The sequence below is a fragment of the Mycobacterium sp. Marseille-P9652 genome (assembly GCF_902652685.1).
Taxonomy (GTDB): domain Bacteria; phylum Actinomycetota; class Actinomycetes; order Mycobacteriales; family Mycobacteriaceae; genus Mycobacterium.
In genome coordinates this window covers 21,427-41,219 of the sequence record NZ_CACRUY010000047.1, presented here as the reverse complement: position 1 = coordinate 41,219, position 19,793 = coordinate 21,427, and the positions used below count along the sequence as shown (strand labels likewise).

Below are 19,793 nucleotides of genomic sequence, written 5' to 3'. Positions count from 1 at the left end.
TCGGTGGGGCCGCCGGCGTGGGCGGCGCCGGGGAGGCCGCGCGGGTCGGGGGGGGGCCCGCCCGCGGCGCCGCGCCGCCGCCCGCCGACTGCCCCGAAGGCCCGCGAAAGGCGTGCACCCCGAGGACCGCGGCCCCCGCCAGCAACGCGACGGCGGCGAGCGCCCCGATCACGGTCGCCGGCCCCCGCCAGCGGCCGCGCGCGCCGGTCGCGGCGGGTGAGCCGGCCGCGGTCGCCGCGACCACCTCGGTCGGGCCCGGAATCCCTTGCGTCGGTGCGGCTGTCGTGGCTCCGACACCCTCGGGTTCGGGCGTGGCGGTGGGCGGTCGGCCGGCCAGCGCCGCCGCGAACTCCGCGCAGGTGCGGTAGCGCTCCTCCGGGTTCTTGGCGAGAGCCCGGGCGATGACCGGGTCGAGGTCGGCCAGGTCCGGCCGCCGCTCGCTGAGCAGCGGTGGCGGCGCCGACAGGTGCTGGCTGATGACGACGGCGGGGTTGGAGTGGTGGAACGGCGCGGTCCCGGTGAGCAGGTTGAACGCGGTGCAACCGAGCGCGTACTGGTCGGCCCGAGCGCCGATGTCGGCTCCCTGCAGCTGCTCCGGCGCGCAGTACGCGGTGGTGCCGACCAGCATGTTCGTCGCGGTCAGGCCGCTGATCTCGCCCAGTTCGCGGGCGATCCCGAAGTCGGCCAGCAGGATCCGCCGCCGCGGGCTGGCTTCGGAAGCCGAGGTGAGCAGGATGTTGGCCGGCTTGACGTCGCGGTGCAGCAGCCCGCGGGCGTGCGCATAGTCGAGTGCGTCCGCGATGGCCGAGATGATCTCGATCACGTCGGCTTTCGGCATGCCCGAGGGATAGTCGCTGCGCAGCAACCGCGCCGCGTCGGTGCCCTCGACGTAGTCCATCGAGATCCACAGCGCGCCCTCGTACTCGCCGCGGTCGTGGATGCCCACGATGTGCTCGTGGTAGAGGCTGGCCGCCAGGTCGGCCTCCCGGTTGAAGCGTTGGCGGAACTCGTCATCCGACGTCAGGTCGCGGGGCAGGATCTTGAGGGCGTCGCGGCGGGGCAGCCGCGGGTGCTGCGCCAGGTAGACCTCGCCCATCCCGCCCGCGCCGAGGCGCCGGACGATCGTGTACCCAGCAAACACCTCGCCTTCGGCGAGGCCGTCGGATTGCGGCATGGGAGCATGCTACTGAGGCGGTGCCCGCGGCCACCGGGGATTCGCGCGGATGCGGTGGGGCGAGCGGCGGCGGCCGTCGTCCATGACAATGGCGGTCGATGTTCAAACGGGTGACGTGGACCGCGGTGATGCCCCTGCTCGCCGTCGGCGTGCTGGCGTTGATCTGGGGCCGCCACCTCCAGCCGGCGCTCGCGGCGCTCGTAGCCATGCTGTTGATCGGCGCGGTGCTCGCCGCCGTCCACCACGCGGAGGTGGTCGCCCACCGGGTCGGGGAGCCACTCGGGTCGCTGGTGCTGGCCGCCGCGGTCACGGTCATCGAGGTGGCCCTCATCGTCGAGCTGATGGCGTCCGGCGGCAGCGAGGCCGCCACGCTGGCCCGCGACACGGTGTTCGCCGCGCTGATCATCACCACCAACGGAATCGCCGGGCTCTCACTGCTGCTGGGGTCGCGGCGGTACGGCGTGACGCTGTTCAACGCCGAGGGCACCGGGGCGGCGCTCGCGACGCTGACCACGCTGGCGACGCTGAGCCTCGTGCTGCCGGCGTTTACGACGAGCCATGTCGGCAGGGAATTCTCGCCCGGCCAGCTGGCGTTCGCGGCGGTCGCCTCGCTCGGGCTCTACCTGTTGTTCGTGTTCACGCAAACCGTTCGCCATCGCGACTTCTTCCTGCCGGTGGCGCAACGCGGCCAGAAGCGCCTCTTCGAGGACGAGAGCCACGCCGACCCGCCCAGCAATCAGGCAGCCCTGACAAGCCTCGCGCTGTTGCTCGTGGCGCTGCTCGCGGTCGTGGGCCTGGCCGAGGAGGAGTCACCGGCGGTCGAACGCGCGGTGTCCGCAGCGGGTTTCCCGCAGACCTTCGTCGGCGTCGTCATCGCGGCCCTGGTGCTGCTTCCGGAAACCCTTGCGGCGGTGCGCGCGGCGCGGCGCGGGCGGATCCAGATCAGCCTGAACCTGGCCTACGGCTCGGCGCTGGCCAGCATCGGGCTCACCATCCCCGCGATCGCATTGGCGTCGATCTGGCTCAAGGGACCGCTGGTGCTCGGCCTGGGGCCGGTCCAGATGGTGCTGCTGGCGCTGACCGTCGTGATCAGCATGCTGACCGTCGTGCCCGGCCGCGCCACCCGGCTGCAGGGCGAGCTGCATCTGGTGCTGCTCGCCGCCTACGTCTTCCTGGCGATCAACCCGTAGGGCGCCTGCTAGGCCGACGACTTCGCGCGCAGCGTCTCCAGCGCCTTGTCGGCGTGGGTGTCCATGCTGAACTCGCTGGCGATCACGTCGAGCACCGTGCGGTCGGTGTCGATCACGAAGGTGGTGCGCTTGACGGGCATCAGCTTGCCCAGCAGGCCGCGCTTGACGCCGAACTGCGCGGCAACCGTGCCGTCGGCGTCCGACAGCAGCGGGTAGTCGAACTTGTGCATGTCGACGAACTTGGCCTGCTTCTGCACGGGATCCGTGCTGATGCCGACCCGGCTGGCACCGACCGCCGCGAACTCGGCCGCCAGGTCGCGAAAGTGACAGGCCTCCTTGGTGCAGCCGGGCGTCATCGCGGCGGGATAGAAGAACAGCACGACGGGGCCGCCGGACAACAGGTCGCTGAGCCTGCGCGGTGTGCCGCTCTGGTCGGGGAGTTCGAAGTCGGGCACCGTGTCGCCAGCTTTCATGCCCTCACACTGGCACTGTCGCGCCCGTAACGCCACCGTCAATCCGGGCGCTCGAAAGCCCGACCCGGTGTCTGGGAGAATGGCTCGGTGCACGACCACCTCGCCGCCACCACCTCACGGGCGGATTTCCGTCGGCTCGCGGCGGAACACCGCGTGGTTCCGGTGACCCGCAAGGTGCTCGCCGACAGCGAGACGCCGCTGTCGGCCTACCGCAAGCTGGCCGCCAACCGCCCGGGCACGTTCCTGCTGGAATCCGCCGAGAACGGGCGGTCCTGGTCGCGCTGGTCCTTCATCGGCGCGGGATCGCCCTCGGCGCTGACGGTGCGCGACGGGCAGGCGGTGTGGCTGGGCGCCGTGCCGCGGGACGCCCCGACCGGCGGCGACCCGCTGCAGGCGCTGCGCGCCACGCTCGAGCTGCTCGCGACCGCGGCGCTCCCGGGCCTGCCGCCGCTCTCGGGCGGCATGGTCGGCTTCTTCGCCTACGACCTGGTGCGCCGGCTGGAACGGCTGCCCGAGCTCGCCGTCGACGACCTGCGCCTGCCCGACATGCTGCTGCTGCTGGCCACCGACCTGGCGGCGGTCGACCACCACGAGGGCACCATCACGCTGATCGCCAACGCCGTGAACTGGAACGGCACCGACGAGCGCGTCGACGAGGCCTACGACGACGCCGTCGCGCGGCTGGACGTGATGACGGCGGCGCTGGGCCAGGCGCTGCCGTCGACGGTCGCCACCTTCAGCAGGCCCGAGCCGCGGCACCGGGCGCAGCGCACGGTCGAGGAGTACACCAAGATCGTCGACTACCTGGTCGAGCAGATCGCGGCCGGCGAGGCGTTCCAGGTGGTGCCCTCGCAGCGCTTCGAGATGGACACCGGCGTCGATCCCATCGACGTGTACCGGATGCTGCGGGTGACGAACCCCAGCCCCTACATGTACCTGCTGCACGTGCCGAATGACCAAGGGGCGACGGACTTTTCGATCGTCGGCTCCAGCCCCGAGGCGTTGGTGACGGTGGCCGACGGCTGGGCGACGACGCATCCGATCGCCGGAACCCGCTGGCGCGGCAAGACCGAGGAGGAGGACCAGCAGCTGGAGTCCGACCTGCTGGCCGACGACAAGGAGCGCGCCGAGCACCTCATGCTGGTCGACTTGGGCCGCAACGACCTCGGCCGGGTCTGCACGCCGGGCACCGTACGCGTCGAGGACTACAGCCACATCGAGCGCTACAGCCACGTGATGCACCTGGTGTCGACGGTGACCGGGATGCTGGGAGGGGGCCGCACCGCGCTGGACGCGGTGACGGCCTGCTTCCCGGCGGGAACGCTGTCGGGCGCGCCCAAGGTGCGGGCGATGGAACTGATCGAGGAGGTCGAGAAGACGCGCCGCGGCCTCTACGGCGGTGTGGTCGGCTACCTCGACTTTGCGGGCAACGCCGACTTCGCCATCGCCATCCGGACCGCCCTGATGCGCGACGGCACGGCCTACGTCCAGGCCGGCGGCGGGGTGGTGGCCGACTCCAACGGCCCCTACGAGTACACCGAGGCCAGCAACAAGGCCCGCGCGGTGCTCAACGCCATCGCCGCTGCCGAGACCCTGGCCGCCCCGGACCCCAGCCGCAATGGCTGAAGCCCGCACCGGCCGGCGGACGATCCTGATCGCCCAGGTGTTGCTGCTGGTCGCCGCCGTCGCGCTGTGGGCAGCGTCGCGGTTGCCGTGGGTCGAGATCCGGTCGTTCGACGGGCTGGGCCCGCCCAAGGACGTGACGCTGTCCGGCGCGGCGTGGTCCACGGCGCTGGTTCCCCTCGCCGTGCTCATGCTCGCGGCCGCGGTGGCGGCCCTGGCCGTGCGCGGCTGGCGGCTGCGCGCGCTGGCGGGGCTGCTGGCGGTGGTCGGCCTCGCGGTCGGCTACCTGGGCGTCAGCCTGTGGGTGCTCCCGGACGTGGCCGTCCGCGGGGCGGACCTGGCGCGCGTTCCGCTGATGACGGTCGTGGGCAGCGACCGGCACCACTGGGGCGCGGGGATCGCGGTGGCCGCCGCCGCGTGCTGCGTGGCCGCGGCCGTGCTGTTGATGCGCTCGGCATCGGCTCTTGGGTCGGACCGCTCGCGCGTCGACAAGTACGCGGCTCCCGCGACGCGCCGGTCGAATGCGTTACGCGAGGGCGCCGATGGGGCGATCCTGGAGGAGCCAACCACGCCGAAGATGTCGGAACGGATGATCTGGGATGCGCTTGACGAAGGTCGTGACCCGACCGAGCCGCCCTGCGGGCAGGACCCCGCGCGGGACACCGAGGGGCGGTGACGGGCCGTGTGCCGAGGGCCGCTACCCTTCATGGACGTCGTCGAGATCGTGGCGACGGCGGGGCGAGCGTGGTGATGGAAGGAAGCAACAGGCATGAGTCCGGCATCCGTGCTTGACTCCATCCTCGAGGGAGTCCGGGCCGACGTTGCCGCGCGCGAATCCCTGATCAGCCTGTCGGAGATCAAGGCCAAGGCCGCCGCCGCACGCCCGCCGCTCGACGTGATGGCCGCACTGCGCGAGCCCGGTATCGGCGTCATCGCCGAAGTCAAACGCGCCAGCCCGTCGGCGGGTCCGCTGGCGGCCATCGCCGACCCGGCGAAGCTGGCGCGGGCCTACGAGGAGGGTGGCGCGCGGATCATCAGCGTGCTGACCGAGGAGCGCCGTTTCCACGGCTCGCTCGACGACCTGGACGCCGTGCGGGCGGCGGTCTCGATTCCCGTGTTGCGCAAGGACTTTGTGATCCAGCCGTATCAGATTCACGAGGCGCGCGCGCACGGCGCGGACATGGTGTTGCTCATCGTCGCCGCGCTCGACCAGTCCGCCCTGGTCTCGTTGCTGGACCGCACCGAATCACTCGGCATGACAGCGCTTGTCGAGGTGCACACCGAAGAAGAGGCCGACCGTGCGCTCAAGGCCGGCGCCAACGTGATCGGTGTCAACGCCCGCGACCTGACGACGCTGGCGGTCGACCGGGATTGCTTCGCGCGCATCGCCCCCGGGTTGCCCAGCAACGTCATCCGCATCGCCGAGTCCGGCGTCCGCGGCACCGCCGACCTCTTGGCGTACGCCGGGGCGGGCGCCGACGCCGTGTTGGTCGGCGAGGGCCTGGTGAAAAGCGGTGACCCGCGCGCCGCCGTCGCCGACCTGGTCACCGCGGGCACCCACCCGTCCTGTCCCAAGCCGGCTCGCTGAGTCTTTGAACCCGATGAGCCGCCCGCGCGTTGAGCCTTGGTGATGGAAGACCTGACCGGGCCGGAATTACCCCGTTCGAGTGCCGCCATCGCTGAACCGACCCGCCACGACCCCGACAGCGGCGGGCACTTCGGCGTCTACGGCGGGCGCTATGTCGCCGAGGCGCTGATGGCGGTCATCGAAGAGGTCACCGCCGCCTACGAGAAGGAACGGGTCAACCCGGACTTTCTGGACACCCTCGACGACCTCCAAACCCACTACACCGGCCGGCCGTCGCCGCTCTACGAGGCCACGCGGCTGTCCGAGCATGCCGGCGGCGCACGTATCTTCCTCAAACGAGAAGACTTGAACCACACCGGGTCTCACAAGATCAACAATGTCCTGGGCCAGGCGTTGCTCGCCCGCAGGATGGGAAAGCACCGGGTGATCGCCGAGACCGGTGCCGGCCAGCACGGCGTGGCGACGGCGACGGCGTGCGCCCTGTTGGGGCTTGACTGCGTGATCTACATGGGCGCGGTCGACACCGCGCGCCAGGCCCTCAACGTGGCGCGGATGCGCCTGCTGGGCGCCGAGGTGGTCTCCGTGGAAAGCGGCTCCCGGACGCTCAAGGACGCCATCAACGAGGCGTTCCGCGACTGGGTGACCAACGCCGACACCACGTACTACTGCTTCGGCACCGCCGCGGGCCCGCACCCCTTTCCGACCATGGTGCGCGACTTCCAGCGGATCATCGGCCTGGAGACGCGCGTGCAGATCCAGGCGCAAGCCGGCCGCCTGCCCGACGCGGTCGTCGCGTGCGTCGGCGGCGGATCCAACGCCATCGGCATCTTTCACGCGTTCATCGACGACCCCGGCGTGCGGCTGGTCGGCTTCGAGGCCGCGGGCGACGGCGTGGAGACCGGCAGGCACGCGGCGACGTTCACCGGTGGTTCGCCGGGTGCGTTTCAGGGCTCGTTCTCCTACCTGTTGCAGGACGAGGACGGCCAGACCATCGAATCCCATTCCATCTCAGCCGGTTTGGACTACCCGGGCGTCGGGCCGGAGCACGCGTGGCTCAGGGAGACCGGCCGTGCCGAGTACCGGCCCGTCACCGACTCCGAGGCGATGGACGCCTTCCGGTTGCTGTGCCGCACCGAGGGAATCATTCCGGCGATCGAGTCCGCGCACGCGGTGTCGGGCGCGCTGCGGCTCGGCGTCGAAATGGGTCCGGGCGCAATCGTTGTCGTGAACCTCTCGGGCCGCGGTGACAAAGACGTCGAGACCGCCGCCACGTGGTTCGGGCTGATGGACGACCAGGGCGCGCGATGACCGTGGAGCACAACGGGCCGAGCAGGCTGGCCCCGGTATTCGAGTCGTGCCGCAACGACGGTCGCGCGGCGCTCATCGGTTATCTGCCCACCGGCTTCCCCGACGTACCGGCGTCGGTGGCCGGGATGATCGCGCTCGTCGAATCCGGTTGCGACATCGTCGAAGTCGGCGTGCCGTACTCGGATCCCGGCATGGACGGCCCGACCATCGCGCGGGCCACCGAGGTGGCACTCCAGAAGGGGGTGCGCGTCCGGGACACCCTCGCCGCAGTCGAGGCGATCAGTTCGGCCGGCGGTCACGCCGTGGTGATGACGTACTGGAACCCGGTGCTGCGCTACGGGGTTGACGCGTTCGCCCGCGATCTGGCCGCCGCCGGCGGTCGCGGCCTGATCACGCCGGACCTCATCCCGGACGAGGCCGATCAATGGATCAGCGCCTCCGAGGAGCATGGGTTGGACCGGATCTTTCTGGTGGCGCCGTCGTCGACGCCCCAACGTCTGGCAATGACGGTCGAGGCGTCGCGCGGGTTCGTCTACGCGGCCTCCACGATGGGCGTGACGGGGGCGCGTGACGCGGTGTCGCACGCGGCGCCGGAACTCGTCGCCAAGGTGCGGGCGTTCTCCGACATACCCGTCGGTGTCGGCCTCGGGGTCCGCTCCCGCGAGCAGGCCGCGCAGATCGCCCGCTATGCCGACGGTGTCATCGTCGGCTCCGCGCTGGTTTCGGCCCTGGGCGACGGCGGCCTGCCTGCCCTGCGGGTCCTGACCGAGGAACTCGCCGAGGGTGTGCGCGACAGGGTGGCCGCCTCATGACGAGGCTGCTCGCGTACTTCCCCAGCCCGCCGCAGGGGGTGTGGCACGTCGGGCCGCTGCCGATTCGGGCCTACGCGCTGTTCATCATCGCCGGCATCGTGGCCGCCCTCGTCATCGGTGACCGCCGGTGGGAGGCGCGCGGCGGCGAGCGCGGCGTGATCTACGACGTCGCGCTGTGGGCCGTGCCGTTCGGTCTGGTCGGCGGCCGGCTCTACCACCTGGCGACGGACTGGCGGACGTATTGGGGTCCGGGCGGCGCGGGACTCGGGGCGGCGCTGCGCGTCTGGGACGGCGGCCTGGGCATCTGGGGCGCGGTGGCGCTCGGCGCCGTCGGCGCGTGGATCGCGTGCCGGCGGCATGGAATACCGCTGCCCGCCTTCGGCGACGCGATCGCCCCGGGAATCATCCTGGCGCAGGCCATCGGCCGACTCGGGAACTACTTCAATCAGGAGCTCTACGGCCGGGAGACCAAGGTGCCGTGGGGCCTGGAGATCTTTTACCGCCGCGATCCGTCGGGGTATGTCGATCCGCATTCGCTCGACGGCGTTTCGACGGGCCAGGTGGCCATGGTCGTGCAGCCCACGTTCCTCTACGAATTGATCTGGAACCTCATCGTTTTCGCTGCACTGCTGTACCTGGACCGCCGGTACACGCTGGGGCACGGACGCTTGTTCGCGCTGTACGTCGCCGGGTATTGCGTCGGGCGGTTCGTCGTGGAACTCCTGCGCGACGACACCGCCACCCACATTGCCGGCATCCGGATCAACTCGTTCACGTCGACCTTCGTCTTCATCGGCGCGGTGGTCTACTTCATGGTGGCGCCGAAGGGCCGGGAGGATCCGGAGAGCCTGCGCGGCAATGCGGGCGTCGTCGAGGTGGAGCCCGGCCCGGCGCCGACCGCGACGGACTCAGAAGTCACGGACGCCGAACTTACGGACGCCGAACCCACGGACGCCGAAGTCGCGGACGCGGTCGGGCCCGGCGCCACCACCGAAGCGGCGGAGCCTGCGACGGTCGCGACGGCGGTTGCCGAACCCATCACCGACGAGCCCGCGGCCGCCGAACCGGAGCCCGAGACGGCCGACGAGCCCGAGGAACCCGACAAGCCCGAGGAACCCGAGGAGCCCGACGAGCCCGACGGCGGCGCGGTCGCCGACGAACTGCCCGCCGCGGCCGAAACCGGCAGCCACGAGCCCGAAGAGGCCGAGCACGCCGAAGAGGGCGAGCGATCCGACCAGGCCGAGAAGTCGGAGGAGCCCGAGCCACCCGCAACGGCCGACGAGTCGGAGGAGGCCGGGGAGCCAGCAGAGGCCGACGAGCCCGAAAAGGCCGACCAGGCCGAGGACGCCGTTCCCGCCGCGGCGCCAACAGCCGATGTGCAGTCGACCGCGGTGGAATACCCGTCCAGCGACGACGAGGTCCCGCGACGCCGCTGGGGTCTGCGCAGGAGAAATCGCGGCTGACCGGTCCAGGTGCGGCGGATCTGTCATGCTGGCACCGTGACCGAACCGTCGCCGCCCGATCCCGCCGATTTCGGCGTGCCGCCACCGGGGTATCAAGCGGGCTACCCGCCGCCGTACCCGCAGTACCCGCCGCAGGGCGGCTACTACGACCCGTCCGCACCGTTCGGCCGTCACCCGGTCACCGGTCAACCGCTCTCCGACAAGTCCAAGACGGTCGCGGGACTGCTTCAGCTGCTCAGCCTCCTCGGCGTCGGGGGAATCGGGCGCTTCTACATCGGAGACATCGGCGTCGGTGTCGCCCAATTGCTCGTCGGGTGGCTCACGTGTGGCATCGGCCTCATCTGGAGCATCGTCGACGCGATCCTGATCCTCACCGACAAGGTGCCCGACGCCCAGGGTCGCCCGCTGCGCGACGGGACCTGACCCCTTGAACCCTTTGAACCCATCGATGCGGCCTTCCGGCCCGCGCCGCCATCGGTCGTCCATCCCCTACACGGCGGCCGGCACCGGCGCGCTGCTCGCCGGTGCGCTCGGCTATGTGGCGCTGGTCGACCCCCACCACAGCGGCTCGGTGTACCCGCTCTGCCCGTTCAAGTGGCTCACCGGCTGGAACTGCCCCTTCTGCGGCGGGCTGCGGATGACGCACGACCTGCTGCACGGCCACCTGATTGCCGCCGCCCACGACAACATCTTCTTCCTGGTCGGCCTACCACTGGTGCTCGGCTGGGGGCTGCTGCGCCGCCGCCGCGGCGTGGCGCCGCTGCCACTGCCGGCGGTCCTTGCGATCGCGGCCGTCGCGACGCTCTGGACGGTGCTGCGGAACCTGCCCGGCTTCCCAATGGTTCCGACCCTCAACGGCTAGCCGTGCCGTTCCTTTCGCAGAGGCCCTCGACGCCCCGCACGACTATGCTGGGTCGGCGTGAGTAGGCGCGGAAAGATCGTCTGCACCCTTGGTCCTGCCACCGCCTCCGACGAGATGATCACGGCGCTCGTCGAAGCCGGAATGGACGTCGCCCGAATGAACTTCAGCCACGGCGATTACGCCGACCACAAAGCCGCCTACGAACGGGTGCGAGCCGCGTCCGACGCCACCGGCCGCGCGGTCGGCGTGCTCGCCGACCTGCAGGGCCCCAAGATCCGATTGGGTCGCTTCGCGACCGGTCCCACCTATTGGGCCGAAGGCGAGACGGTGCGAATCACGGTCGCCGATTGCGAGGGCACCCACGACCGCGTGTCCACCACCTACAAGAAGCTGGCCGAGGACGCCGCCGTCGGGGACCGGGTGCTGGTGGACGACGGCAAGGTCGGCCTGCAGGTCGATGCGATCGAGGGCGACGACGTCGTCTGCACCGTCACCGAGGGCGGCCCGGTCAGCAACAACAAGGGCATCTCGCTGCCCGGCATGAACGTGTCCGCGCCGGCCCTGTCGGAGAAGGACATCGAGGACCTCACCTTCGCGCTCGACCTCGGCGTCGACCTGGTCGCGCTGTCCTTCGTGCGGTCCCCGTCCGACGTCGAGCTCGTCCACGAGGTGATGGATCGGGTGGGCCGGCGGGTTCCGGTGATCGCCAAGCTGGAGAAGCCCGAGGCGGTCGACAACCTGGAAGCGATCGTGCTGGCGTTCGACGGCGTGATGGTGGCCCGCGGCGATCTGGGCGTCGAGCTGCCGCTGGAAGAGGTTCCGCTGGTGCAGAAGCGGGCCATCCAGATCGCCAGGGAGAACGCCAAGCCGGTGATCGTGGCGACCCAGATGCTCGACTCGATGATCGAGAGTTCGCGGCCGACGCGGGCCGAGGCCTCCGACGTGGCCAACGCGGTGCTGGACGGCGCCGACGCGCTGATGCTGTCGGGGGAGACGTCGGTGGGGAAGCATCCCCTGGCGGCGGTCCGGACGATGTCGCGCATCGTGTGCGCGGTCGAGGAGAATTCCACGGCCGCTCCGCCGTTGACGCACGTTCCACGCACGAAGCGCGGCGTGATCTCCTACGCGGCGCGCGACATCGGCGAGCGGCTCGACGCCAAGGCCCTGGTCGCGTTCACCCAGTCCGGCGACACGGTGAAGCGGTTGGCGCGCCTGCACACCCCGCTGCCCCTGCTCGCCTTCACCGCGTGGCCCGAGGTGCGCAGCCAGCTCGCCCTGACCTGGGGCACCGAGACGTTCATCGTGCCGATGATGACGTCCACCGACGGCATGATCCGCCAGGTCGACAAGTCGTTGCTGGAACTCGGCCGCTACCGGCGCGGCGACCTGGTGGTGATCGTGGCCGGCGCGCCACCTGGCACAGTAGGGTCGACCAACCTGATCCACGTGCACCGGATCGGGGAGGATGACGTCTAGCCTGCCGACGATGCGGGCCGCGCATGCGGGCCGAGGAGGAGGCGGGCAATCGAACGAGCCCTCCGACGATGCGGGCCGCGCATGCGGGCCGAGGGAGGAGGCGGGCAATACCTTCAGGAGAGCGCGTGCTGGCCGGCAATCCGCCGAAAACCGACTTCGAACAACTGCTGGCGATATTGGACCTCAAGAGGGTCGCCGACGACCGGTTCGTCGGGTCGCACCCCACCAAGAACCCGATGCGAACCTTCGGCGGCCAGCTCATGGCGCAATCGTTCGTCGCGAGCAGCCGCACGCTGACCCAGGACGCCCTGCCGCCCAGCGCGCTGTCCGCCCACTTCATCAACGGTGGCGACACCTCGAAGGACATCGAATTCCACGTCGTGCGGCTGCGCGACGAGCGCCGCTTCGCCAACCGTCGCGTCGACGCGGTGCAGGACGGGGTGGTGTTGTCCTCCGTGCTGATCTCGTACATGTCGGGCGGTCCCGGCCTCGAGCACGGCGTCGAGGCGCCGCAGGTGCCCCAGCCGCACACGCGGCCGACGATCGGTGAGCTGTTGCGCGGCTACGAGCAGACCGTCCCGCACTTCGTCAACGCCCTGCAGCCGATCGAATGGCGCTTCACCAACGACCCGTCCTGGGTGATGCGCGACAAGGGGGAGCGGCTGCCGCACAACCGCGTTTGGATGAAGGCGCTGGGCCCGCTGCCCGACGACCCGGTGCTGCACACGGCGACCATGGTGTACTCCTCGGACACGACCGTGCTCGACTCGGTGATCACCAGGCACGGGCTGTCGTGGGGGTACGACCGCATCTTCGCCGCGTCCGCCAATCACTCGATCTGGTTCCACCGTCAGGTCACTTTCGACGACTGGGTGCTGTACTCGACGTCGTCGCCGGTGGCCGCCGACTCGCGCGGGCTGGGCACCGGGCATTTCTTCGACCCCTCCGGGCGGGTCGTCGCGACCGTGGTGCAGGAGGGCGTGTTGTTATATTTTCCGTCCTCCGGCCGATAAACCCTCGACGGGTTTCCGCAGGAAGACCGCCCGATTTCGGTCCGACGGGGCCGCGATCAGGCGTTAACTTGCGCCTCAGCCGGGTAACCGGTGCGAGTGGCGGAAAAAACCTGCCGACGACTGAGCGTCATCGCATCGGGAGGTCACTGTGAACGTATCGGGGGTCGCCACCAAGCCCCGCGCGCGTGAACGTGTTGTAGTACAGGGCGATTCACTCGCGGCCCGATGGGTCTGCGGTTTGGCCCTGCTCTGCGCCGCGGGCTGGCTGGTCGTCATCGTGGTTCGGCACCACCACAACCCGGGCTGGCACTACGCCGACCGGCTCGGCTGGTCGCTGACAATCCTGGTCGCGGTGGCGTTCATCGCCCGCGGGATCTTCCTGGGCCGTCCGGTGACGACCGCGCACGCGGCGACGGCCGCGTTCGTCGTGCTGGCGGGTCTCGGCTCGCACGTGCTGTCGTTCGACCTGCTGGGGGGTGTGCTGATCGCGGGGTCCGGGATGGTCCTCATGTGGCCCACGTCGGCGCGTCCGCGATCGGCGGACCTGCCGCGGGTGTGGGCGTTGATCGAGGCCACCCGGGGTGACCCCCTGGCGCCCTTCGCCATGCAGACGGGCAAGTGCTATCACTTCACCGCCGACGGCAGCGCCGCGCTGGCGTACCGCACCCGCCTGGGCTTCGCGGTGGTGGGCGCCGATCCGATCGGTGACGAGCGCCGATTTCCCGAGCTGGTCGCCGATTTCGCCGGGATGTGCCACGCGCACGGCTGGCGGATTGCGGTGGTGGGGGCCAGCGAGCGCCGGCTCGGCCTGTGGACCGACCCGGCGATCACCGGGCGGTCACTGCGGCCGGTGCCGATCGGCCGTGACGTCGTCATCGACGTATCCGCCTTCGACATGGCCGGACGCAGGTTCCGCAACCTGCGTCAGGCCGTGAAGCGCACCCACAACTGCGGCATCACCACCGAGATCGTCGAAGAGCAGGCGCTGGAACCCGAGCTGCAGGCCGAGTTGACCGAGGTGGTCCGGGCGTCGTCCCGGGGTGCGGGCACCGAACGCGGGTTCTTCATGAACCTCGACGGCGTCCTCGAGGGCCGGTTCCCAGGCATCCAGCTGATCGTGGCGCGCGACTCCGGCGGTCGGGTGCAGGGCTTTCACCGCTACGCCACCGCCGGCGACGGCGCCGACGTGAGCCTCGACGTGCCGTGGCGTCGCCGCGGTGCCCCCAACGGTATCGACGAGCGGCTCACCGCCGACATGGTCGCGGCCGCCAAAGAAGCTGGCGCCGAGCGTGTTTCGCTGTCGTTCGCGGCATTCCCCGAAATCTTCGACGAGCGGAACCGCAGCCGCACCCAGCACGTCTTCTACCGCTTGATCCACGTGCTCGACCCGTTGATCGCGCTCGAGTCGCTGTACCGGTATGTCCGCAAGTTCCACGCCCTGGACGAGCGGCGCTACGCGCTGGTCGCCATGACCCAGTTGGTGCCGCTGGTGTTTGTCCTGCTCTCCGTCGAGTTCGTGCCCCGGCGGCGTCATCTCTGAGCGGCGGTCACGCGGCGATAGCCCTCGGCGCGCCGCTCCGTCAGTCCGTCGGTCCCGCGGGCTTCCACCGTCCGCCGCCGGGCGGAGGCCCTGCTGTTGAGCCAGCACGCGAGCCCGCCGGCCACCAGGCCCACCGCGACGCCGGCATCCGGGCGCTGGCCGAGCATCCACCACGACAGCACCGCGGCGACCGCCGGAATGACGGCGAACAGCATCGCGACCGCCGCCGCGCCGTGCACGCTGATCGCCCGCACGTAGAGGCTGACCGCCAGCGTGGCGTTCAACAACACCATGCCGCTGACCGCGACCGCGGCCTTGACCGGATCGTGAAGGGCGAACGGCGTCAGAGCCGCGAGCGCGGCCGCCGGAACGAAACCCACCGCATTCTGCATCGCGCTCATTGCCCGGTAGTCGACTCCGCCACAAAATCGCTGCTGGTAGACGCCGCCGGCAGAAAGGCCGACCAGTCCCAGCACGAGCAGGAGCAGCACGGGGTCCGCGCCGTGGGTGCTCATCAGCCGCTTTGCGCACGCCGCGAGCACCGCGACCACGCCGAGGACCAGCGCGGCCGAGCGCTGCGCTCCCAGCGGTTCCCGCAGGAAGACGGCGGCCAGGATCGCCGTGGTCACCGGGTTCATCGCGATCGCCACCGCGCACAAGACGGCCGGCGCTCCGAGTTGGAGGGCCTCGTACAGGCAGCAGAACTGCACGCCCTGGATCAGCAGGCCGGCCACCACGACGTGGCCGAACCGCGCCCCCCGCGGCCACGGCGCCCTGGCCAGGATCGTCCAGGCGGTCAGAACCATCGTGGCCAAGCCGAACCGCAGCACCAGGGCGGCCATGGGTGTCATCGCGGCGACCGCGAGGGCTCCGATCGGGAAACCGATCGCGTACAGCAACGTCACCGCCGAGGCGGTGGACAGTGGCATGCGCGGGAAGTCCATGCGGCCCATGCTCGCGTGTTCGCGCGTCCCAGTCCAACGATTATTGGCGTTCGCGAACGATCGGCGGCGCTTATCGGTCTCTCGGACTAGCGCCGGAATTCGCCGTACCGGCTTGGCTATTGATCACCGAAACAAATCGAACTATGGTGCGGATATGGTCCAGGTGCTCGACATCGCGCCGCTGCGCAGCCTGGTCGCGGTCGCCGATTGCGGAGGCTTCCACCGGGCGGCGGCCGCCCTGCACCTGAGTCAGTCGGCCGTCAGTCAGCACTTGCGCAGGATCGAGGCGGTGGTCGGCCAGACGCTGGTCGAACGCTCGGGGCGCGGCATCGTGTTCACCGAGGCCGGTTACAAGACGCTGCGCCATGCTCGCACCATCCTGGCCGCGCACGACGCGGCGCTGGACGACCTGGGTGCAACCGAGCAGGCCCTCTTGACCATCGGCGCCACCGAGCACGGGGCCGACGTCATGCTGGCCGGTTTGACCCCCGCCTTGCGCGAGCGCCTCCCGGACAGGCGGGTGCGTTTTCGGCTCGACCGCAATGTGTCGCTGGCCGACTCGATCGAACGCGGCCTGGTCGACCTCGCGATCATGCTCGACGGGGCGGGCCTGGACCGCGTCAACGCGTCGGGACTGGTTCGGCTGCAATGGATTTCGGCACGCACGTTCACGGCTTCGTCACGCGACCCGTTGCCCCTGGTGATCTTCTCCGAGCCGTGCACCCTGCGCGAGCCGGCCTTTTCCGTGCTTGAAAAGCGGAACATCGCCTACGAGATCGCCGCCGAGTGTGCGGACTTGTCCGGACTGTACGCGGCCGTGCGGTCGGGGCTCGGGGTCGCGCTGCTGCCGATGATCGGCAAGCTTCCCGACGGCCTGTGCCTCGCCGAGGGGCTGCCACCCGCCAATTCCGCGTCGATACTGGTTCGCGGCCGCGCCGGCCTAGACCCCGACATACTGCGCACGGTCGACGCCGCGGTGCGCGACGTGCTGGCCGCCGAGAAGTGAAGCGCGGCGGCCTATCCGACGCGTGACTCGCGGCAGTCGATGCCCGGGGGCAGGTGGTGGGAAGCCACCACCACCGTCCGCTGCGCTGACATCAGCCGTGACGGCGGTCCCAGCAAGTCGCGGAGAATGCGTTCGGCGTCAACCGCATCCAGGTGCTCGGTGGGCTCGTCGAGCAGCACGATCCGGGCGGGGGAGAGCATTGCGCGGGCCAGCAGCAGCCTGCGGCGCTGACCCGCCGACAGGGCCTCCGCGCCGCCGGCCAACACCGTCGACAGGCCATCGGGCAGTGTGGACACCCAGTCGCCCAGCCCGACCGCGTCCAGCGCGGAGAGCAGTTCGTCGTCCCGGCAGTCGCCACGCGCCACCAGCAGATTGTCGCGGACGGTGGTGGCGAAGACGTGCGCGTCTTCGGCGAAAAAGCTTATCGTCGAATGTAATTCGGATTGGTTGAACCGGGCGATGTCGACGCCGTCCAGCGTGACAGCGCCGTCGAGCGGCGGCAGCAGGCCGGCGAGCGTCATCAGCAACGTCGTTTTGCCCGAGCCGCTGGGTCCCGTGACCGCCAAACGGGCGCCCGGCGCGAGGTCGAGCGCCATCCGCGCCGACGAGGCCGAATCGGCGTGCCCGCAGACGACGTCGGCGACCAGTCGGCCGGTGCCTTTGGGCAACGGCGGCCCCGGTGCATCGGGCTCGTCCGCGCGGTTCGCAGCGGCCAACTCGAGCAGGCGGCGCGCGGCGATGCGCGAGCGCGTCAGCTGAACGGCGGCAGCGGGAAGCGGCGTCATCGCCTCGAACGCCGAGAGCGGCAACAACATCAGCACGGCGAGGGTCGTCGGCGCGACTCCGGGGGCCAGCGCGACGGCCGCCACGACGGCGCCGATCACGCTGACCCCGATCGCCGCGGTCGGCATCGCCTCGGCGATGGCGGCGGGTCTGGCCGCGGCATCGAGGGCGTCACCCCAATCCCTCTGGCGGCGCTGTGATTCGGCGATGAAGCGAGGCAGCGCACCCGCGACGCGCAGCTCGGCGGCGTGTTCCAGGGCGAGCATCGCCGCGGTGTCTCGGCCCGAACGATGTTGGCGGGCAACCTCTTCCTGCGTCGCGGCGGCCCTGCTCGCCATGCGGGGGGCGACGACACCCGTGCAGAGCAGGCAGAGCGCGAGCACCGCCGCGGCGGGAACGGATATGACGGCGACGACGGCGGTCGCCGCCACCGCGAGGACCGCCGCGATGCCCATCGGTACGAGCGCGCGCACCAGCACGTTGGCCAATTCGTCAACGTCCGCGCCCACCCGGGCGACCAGTTCGCCGCTGTGAAGCCGGACCGCGGCCGCGGCCGGGGCCAGGGCCAGCCGGTGGTAAATCCGCGCCCTGGCCGTGCCAGCGGCACGCAGCGCCGCGTCGTGGGTCGCCAAGCGCTCGCAATAATGCAGCACGCCGCGCGAGATCGCGAAGGCCCGCACCGCGACCGCGGCGACGGACAGGTCCAGCACGGGCGGCATCTGCCAGGCCCGGGTGATCAGCCACGCCGAAACGCCGGCCAGCGCCAGTGCGCTGCCGAGGGACAACACACCGAGCGTGATCGCCAGAAGGATGCGGGACAGGCGAGGGCTCAGGAGTTCTTTGATCGCGGTGGATATTTCGCGGCGATCCGCCTCCAGATCCGCGGGGTCACGCGTACGCATATCGCGCCCCGGTCTCCGCCGCCACGTCGACCACGCGGTCGCCGATCGCGACAACGGGCTCGCGGTGGCCGACAACCACCACCGTGGCGCCCGCGCGTGCGCGGGCGACGATTGCGCGTAGAACCCGGTCCTCGGTCCGGGCGTCCAGGTGGGCGGTGGGCTCGTCAAGCAGCAGAATTGGCGTCGGGCGCGCGAGCGCCCGCGCGAGGCCCAGGCGTTGCCGCTGCCCCAGCGACAGCCCGACCCCGCCGCGGCCCAGCACGGTGTCCATCCCGTCCGGGAGATCGGCCAGCACCGCATCGAAACCCGAATCCGCACAGGCCTTTTCCAGGTCATCGAGGTCGCCGAACAACGCGAGGTTCTCACCGACGGTGCCCGGGACCAACACGGGCCGCTGCGGTAACCACGACAGCTGGCGCCACCAGGCGACGGGCTCGAGCTCGGCGACGTCTACCCCGGCCACGGTGACCCGGCCGGACGAAGCGGTGGCCAGTCCGGTGATCGCCTGCAGCGTGGTGCTTTTCCCGGCGCCGTTCGGCCCGGTGAGGACCGTGACGGAGCCGGGTTCCAGGATCGCCGAGAGCGCGTGCGGTGCCTCGCCGTCTCGTCCGGCCACGCTGAGCTCCTCGAGCCGCATCTCTGCCCCGCGTGCCGCGACCGTCGCCGTCCGGATTGAGGTGCCGGTCGGTTCGCCGATGAGCGCGAACGCACGGTCGGCGGCGGTCCGGCCGTCCTGCGCGGCATGGAATTCCACGCCAATGCGGCGAAGCGGCCAGTAGACGTCGGGCGCCAGGAGCAGCACGGTGAGCCCGGTCGCCAGGGTCATCTCGCCGAAAACCAGCCGAAGCCCGATGCTCACCGCGATGAGCGCCACTCCCAGGGTGGCCAGCAGTTCCAGGACGAGCGCCGACAGGAAGGCGATCCGCAGCGTTGCCATGGCCGAGCGCCGGTGGGCGTCGGCAAGCTCGGCGATGCGCCGTTCCGGCCCCCGTGCGCGGCCCAACGCGCGCAGGGTGGGGATGCCGGCGATCAGATCCAGCAGGCGCCCCTGCAGGGTCGTCATCGCCGCCAGGGCCGCCGCCGAGCGCTCGGCCGTGGCCAGCCCGATCAGCACCATGAACACGGGTATCAACGGCAGCGTGATCACCACGATCACGGTCGATTTCAGGTCGTACAGGGCGATCACCGCGACCGTCGCCGGGGTCAGGATCGCCGCGAGGAGCAGAGTCGGGAGGTAACCCGCGAAATACGGACGCAGTCCGTCGAGGCCCCGGGTCACCACGACGGCGGCGTCATCGCGCTGCGCCGCCACCTCCCGCGGCTCCCGTGCGGTCACCGCCTCCAGCACCTGGCCGGACAGGTCGGCGATGACGGCGCTGGCCCCCCGCTGGCCCAGGCGCGCCTGCAGCCAATGCGTCACGGTCCGCAAGGCCCACAGCGCCAACAAGATCGACAGCGGCGCCAGCAAGGAACGCACGCCGCGGGACGACGGATCGGCCACCACCCGCGCGACGATGCCCGCAAGGACGATCGCCGACCCGATCGCGCAGCCCGAGATCACCACCCCGCATCCCACCCCGGCGAGCAGGTGGCGCCGCAGTGCGGTCGACGCCCGCCACAGTCGCGGGTCCAGCGG

Annotated in this window: 18 protein-coding genes; 13 read left to right on the top strand and 5 right to left on the bottom strand. The window is 70.8% G+C overall.

Annotation, left to right across the window (positions count from 1 at the left end; genetic code table 11):
• Positions 1-1,174 (bottom strand): serine/threonine-protein kinase (locus GPY60_RS20765; RefSeq protein WP_156689580.1); only part of this gene is annotated, 1,174 nt, incomplete at its 3' end.
• 98 nt (positions 1,175-1,272) lie between these two features.
• Here GPY60_RS20765 and GPY60_RS20760 point away from each other — a divergent pair.
• Positions 1,273-2,364: a calcium:proton antiporter gene (locus GPY60_RS20760; protein WP_156689579.1), complete on the top strand. Its 1,092-nt coding sequence runs from the start codon at positions 1,273-1,275 to the stop codon at positions 2,362-2,364.
• A gap of 8 nt (positions 2,365-2,372) precedes the next feature.
• On the opposite strand, the gene GPY60_RS20755 is transcribed toward GPY60_RS20760, so the two are convergent.
• Positions 2,373-2,837: a peroxiredoxin gene (locus GPY60_RS20755; protein WP_156689578.1), complete on the bottom strand. Its 465-nt coding sequence runs from the start codon at positions 2,835-2,837 to the stop codon at positions 2,373-2,375.
• 87 nt (positions 2,838-2,924) lie between these two features.
• Between GPY60_RS20755 and GPY60_RS20750 the strand changes: the two genes are divergently transcribed.
• The 11 genes from GPY60_RS20750 to GPY60_RS20700 all read left to right on the top strand — a co-directional run bounded on the left by GPY60_RS20750 (position 2,925) and on the right by GPY60_RS20700 (position 14,522).
• On the top strand, positions 2,925-4,463 hold the full coding sequence (locus tag GPY60_RS20750; RefSeq protein WP_156689577.1) for an anthranilate synthase component I: 1,539 nt from the start codon (positions 2,925-2,927) through the stop codon (positions 4,461-4,463).
• Positions 4,456-5,136, top strand: coding sequence for a TIGR02234 family membrane protein (locus GPY60_RS20745; RefSeq protein WP_156689576.1), 681 nt, complete (start codon positions 4,456-4,458; stop codon positions 5,134-5,136). Before GPY60_RS20750 ends, GPY60_RS20745 begins: the two co-directional genes overlap by 8 nt.
• A gap of 93 nt (positions 5,137-5,229) precedes the next feature.
• On the top strand, positions 5,230-6,048 hold the full coding sequence (gene trpC / locus GPY60_RS20740; RefSeq protein WP_156689575.1) for an indole-3-glycerol phosphate synthase TrpC: 819 nt from the start codon (positions 5,230-5,232) through the stop codon (positions 6,046-6,048).
• A 42-nt stretch (positions 6,049-6,090) separates the two neighbouring features.
• Positions 6,091-7,356: a tryptophan synthase subunit beta gene (gene trpB, locus GPY60_RS20735; RefSeq protein ID WP_156689574.1), complete on the top strand. Its 1,266-nt coding sequence runs from the start codon at positions 6,091-6,093 to the stop codon at positions 7,354-7,356.
• Entirely contained in the window at positions 7,353-8,168 is an 816-nt protein-coding gene (gene trpA / locus GPY60_RS20730) for a tryptophan synthase subunit alpha (RefSeq protein ID WP_156689573.1), read from the top strand. The genes trpB and trpA overlap by 4 nt, the downstream gene beginning before the upstream one ends.
• Positions 8,165-9,631, top strand: a complete 1,467-nt coding sequence (locus tag GPY60_RS20725) for a prolipoprotein diacylglyceryl transferase (RefSeq protein ID WP_231639754.1) — start codon at positions 8,165-8,167, stop codon at positions 9,629-9,631. The genes trpA and GPY60_RS20725 overlap by 4 nt, the downstream gene beginning before the upstream one ends.
• Before the next feature lie 36 nt (positions 9,632-9,667).
• Positions 9,668-10,054 (top strand): TM2 domain-containing protein, encoded by a 387-nt coding sequence (locus tag GPY60_RS20720; protein WP_156689572.1) that lies wholly within the window; start codon positions 9,668-9,670, stop codon positions 10,052-10,054.
• Between the two features lie 25 nt (positions 10,055-10,079).
• On the top strand, positions 10,080-10,493 hold the full coding sequence (locus tag GPY60_RS20715; protein WP_156689571.1) for a DUF2752 domain-containing protein: 414 nt from the start codon (positions 10,080-10,082) through the stop codon (positions 10,491-10,493).
• 57 nt (positions 10,494-10,550) lie between these two features.
• Entirely contained in the window at positions 10,551-11,969 is a 1,419-nt protein-coding gene (gene pyk, locus GPY60_RS20710) for a pyruvate kinase (RefSeq protein WP_156689570.1), read from the top strand.
• Between the two features lie 128 nt (positions 11,970-12,097).
• Positions 12,098-12,982 carry an acyl-CoA thioesterase II gene (locus GPY60_RS20705; RefSeq protein WP_231639756.1) on the top strand — a complete coding sequence of 295 codons (885 nt, stop codon included), beginning with the start codon at positions 12,098-12,100 and terminating at the stop codon, positions 12,980-12,982.
• A gap of 148 nt (positions 12,983-13,130) precedes the next feature.
• Positions 13,131-14,522: a bifunctional lysylphosphatidylglycerol flippase/synthetase MprF gene (locus GPY60_RS20700; protein ID WP_156689568.1), complete on the top strand. Its 1,392-nt coding sequence runs from the start codon at positions 13,131-13,133 to the stop codon at positions 14,520-14,522.
• Here the strand turns inward: GPY60_RS20700 and GPY60_RS20695 are convergent.
• The gene (locus GPY60_RS20695) at positions 14,513-15,451 is read right to left on the bottom strand and encodes a DMT family transporter (protein ID WP_156689585.1); all 939 of its coding nucleotides are present in this window, start codon (positions 15,449-15,451) and stop codon (positions 14,513-14,515) included. The genes GPY60_RS20700 and GPY60_RS20695 overlap by 10 nt on opposite strands.
• Before the next feature lie 169 nt (positions 15,452-15,620).
• On the opposite strand from GPY60_RS20695, the gene GPY60_RS20690 reads away from it, so the two are divergent.
• Entirely contained in the window at positions 15,621-16,472 is an 852-nt protein-coding gene (locus GPY60_RS20690; protein ID WP_156689567.1) for a LysR family transcriptional regulator, read from the top strand.
• A gap of 11 nt (positions 16,473-16,483) precedes the next feature.
• On the opposite strand, the gene cydC is transcribed toward GPY60_RS20690, so the two are convergent.
• The gene (gene cydC / locus GPY60_RS20685) at positions 16,484-18,157 is read right to left on the bottom strand and encodes a thiol reductant ABC exporter subunit CydC (protein WP_156689566.1); all 1,674 of its coding nucleotides are present in this window, start codon (positions 18,155-18,157) and stop codon (positions 16,484-16,486) included.
• Complete coding sequence (gene cydD / locus GPY60_RS20680; RefSeq protein WP_156689584.1) at positions 18,144-19,757, bottom strand: thiol reductant ABC exporter subunit CydD; 1,614 nt, start codon at positions 19,755-19,757, stop codon at positions 18,144-18,146. Before cydD ends, cydC begins: the two co-directional genes overlap by 14 nt.
• Positions 19,758-19,793: the final 36 nt, after the last annotated feature.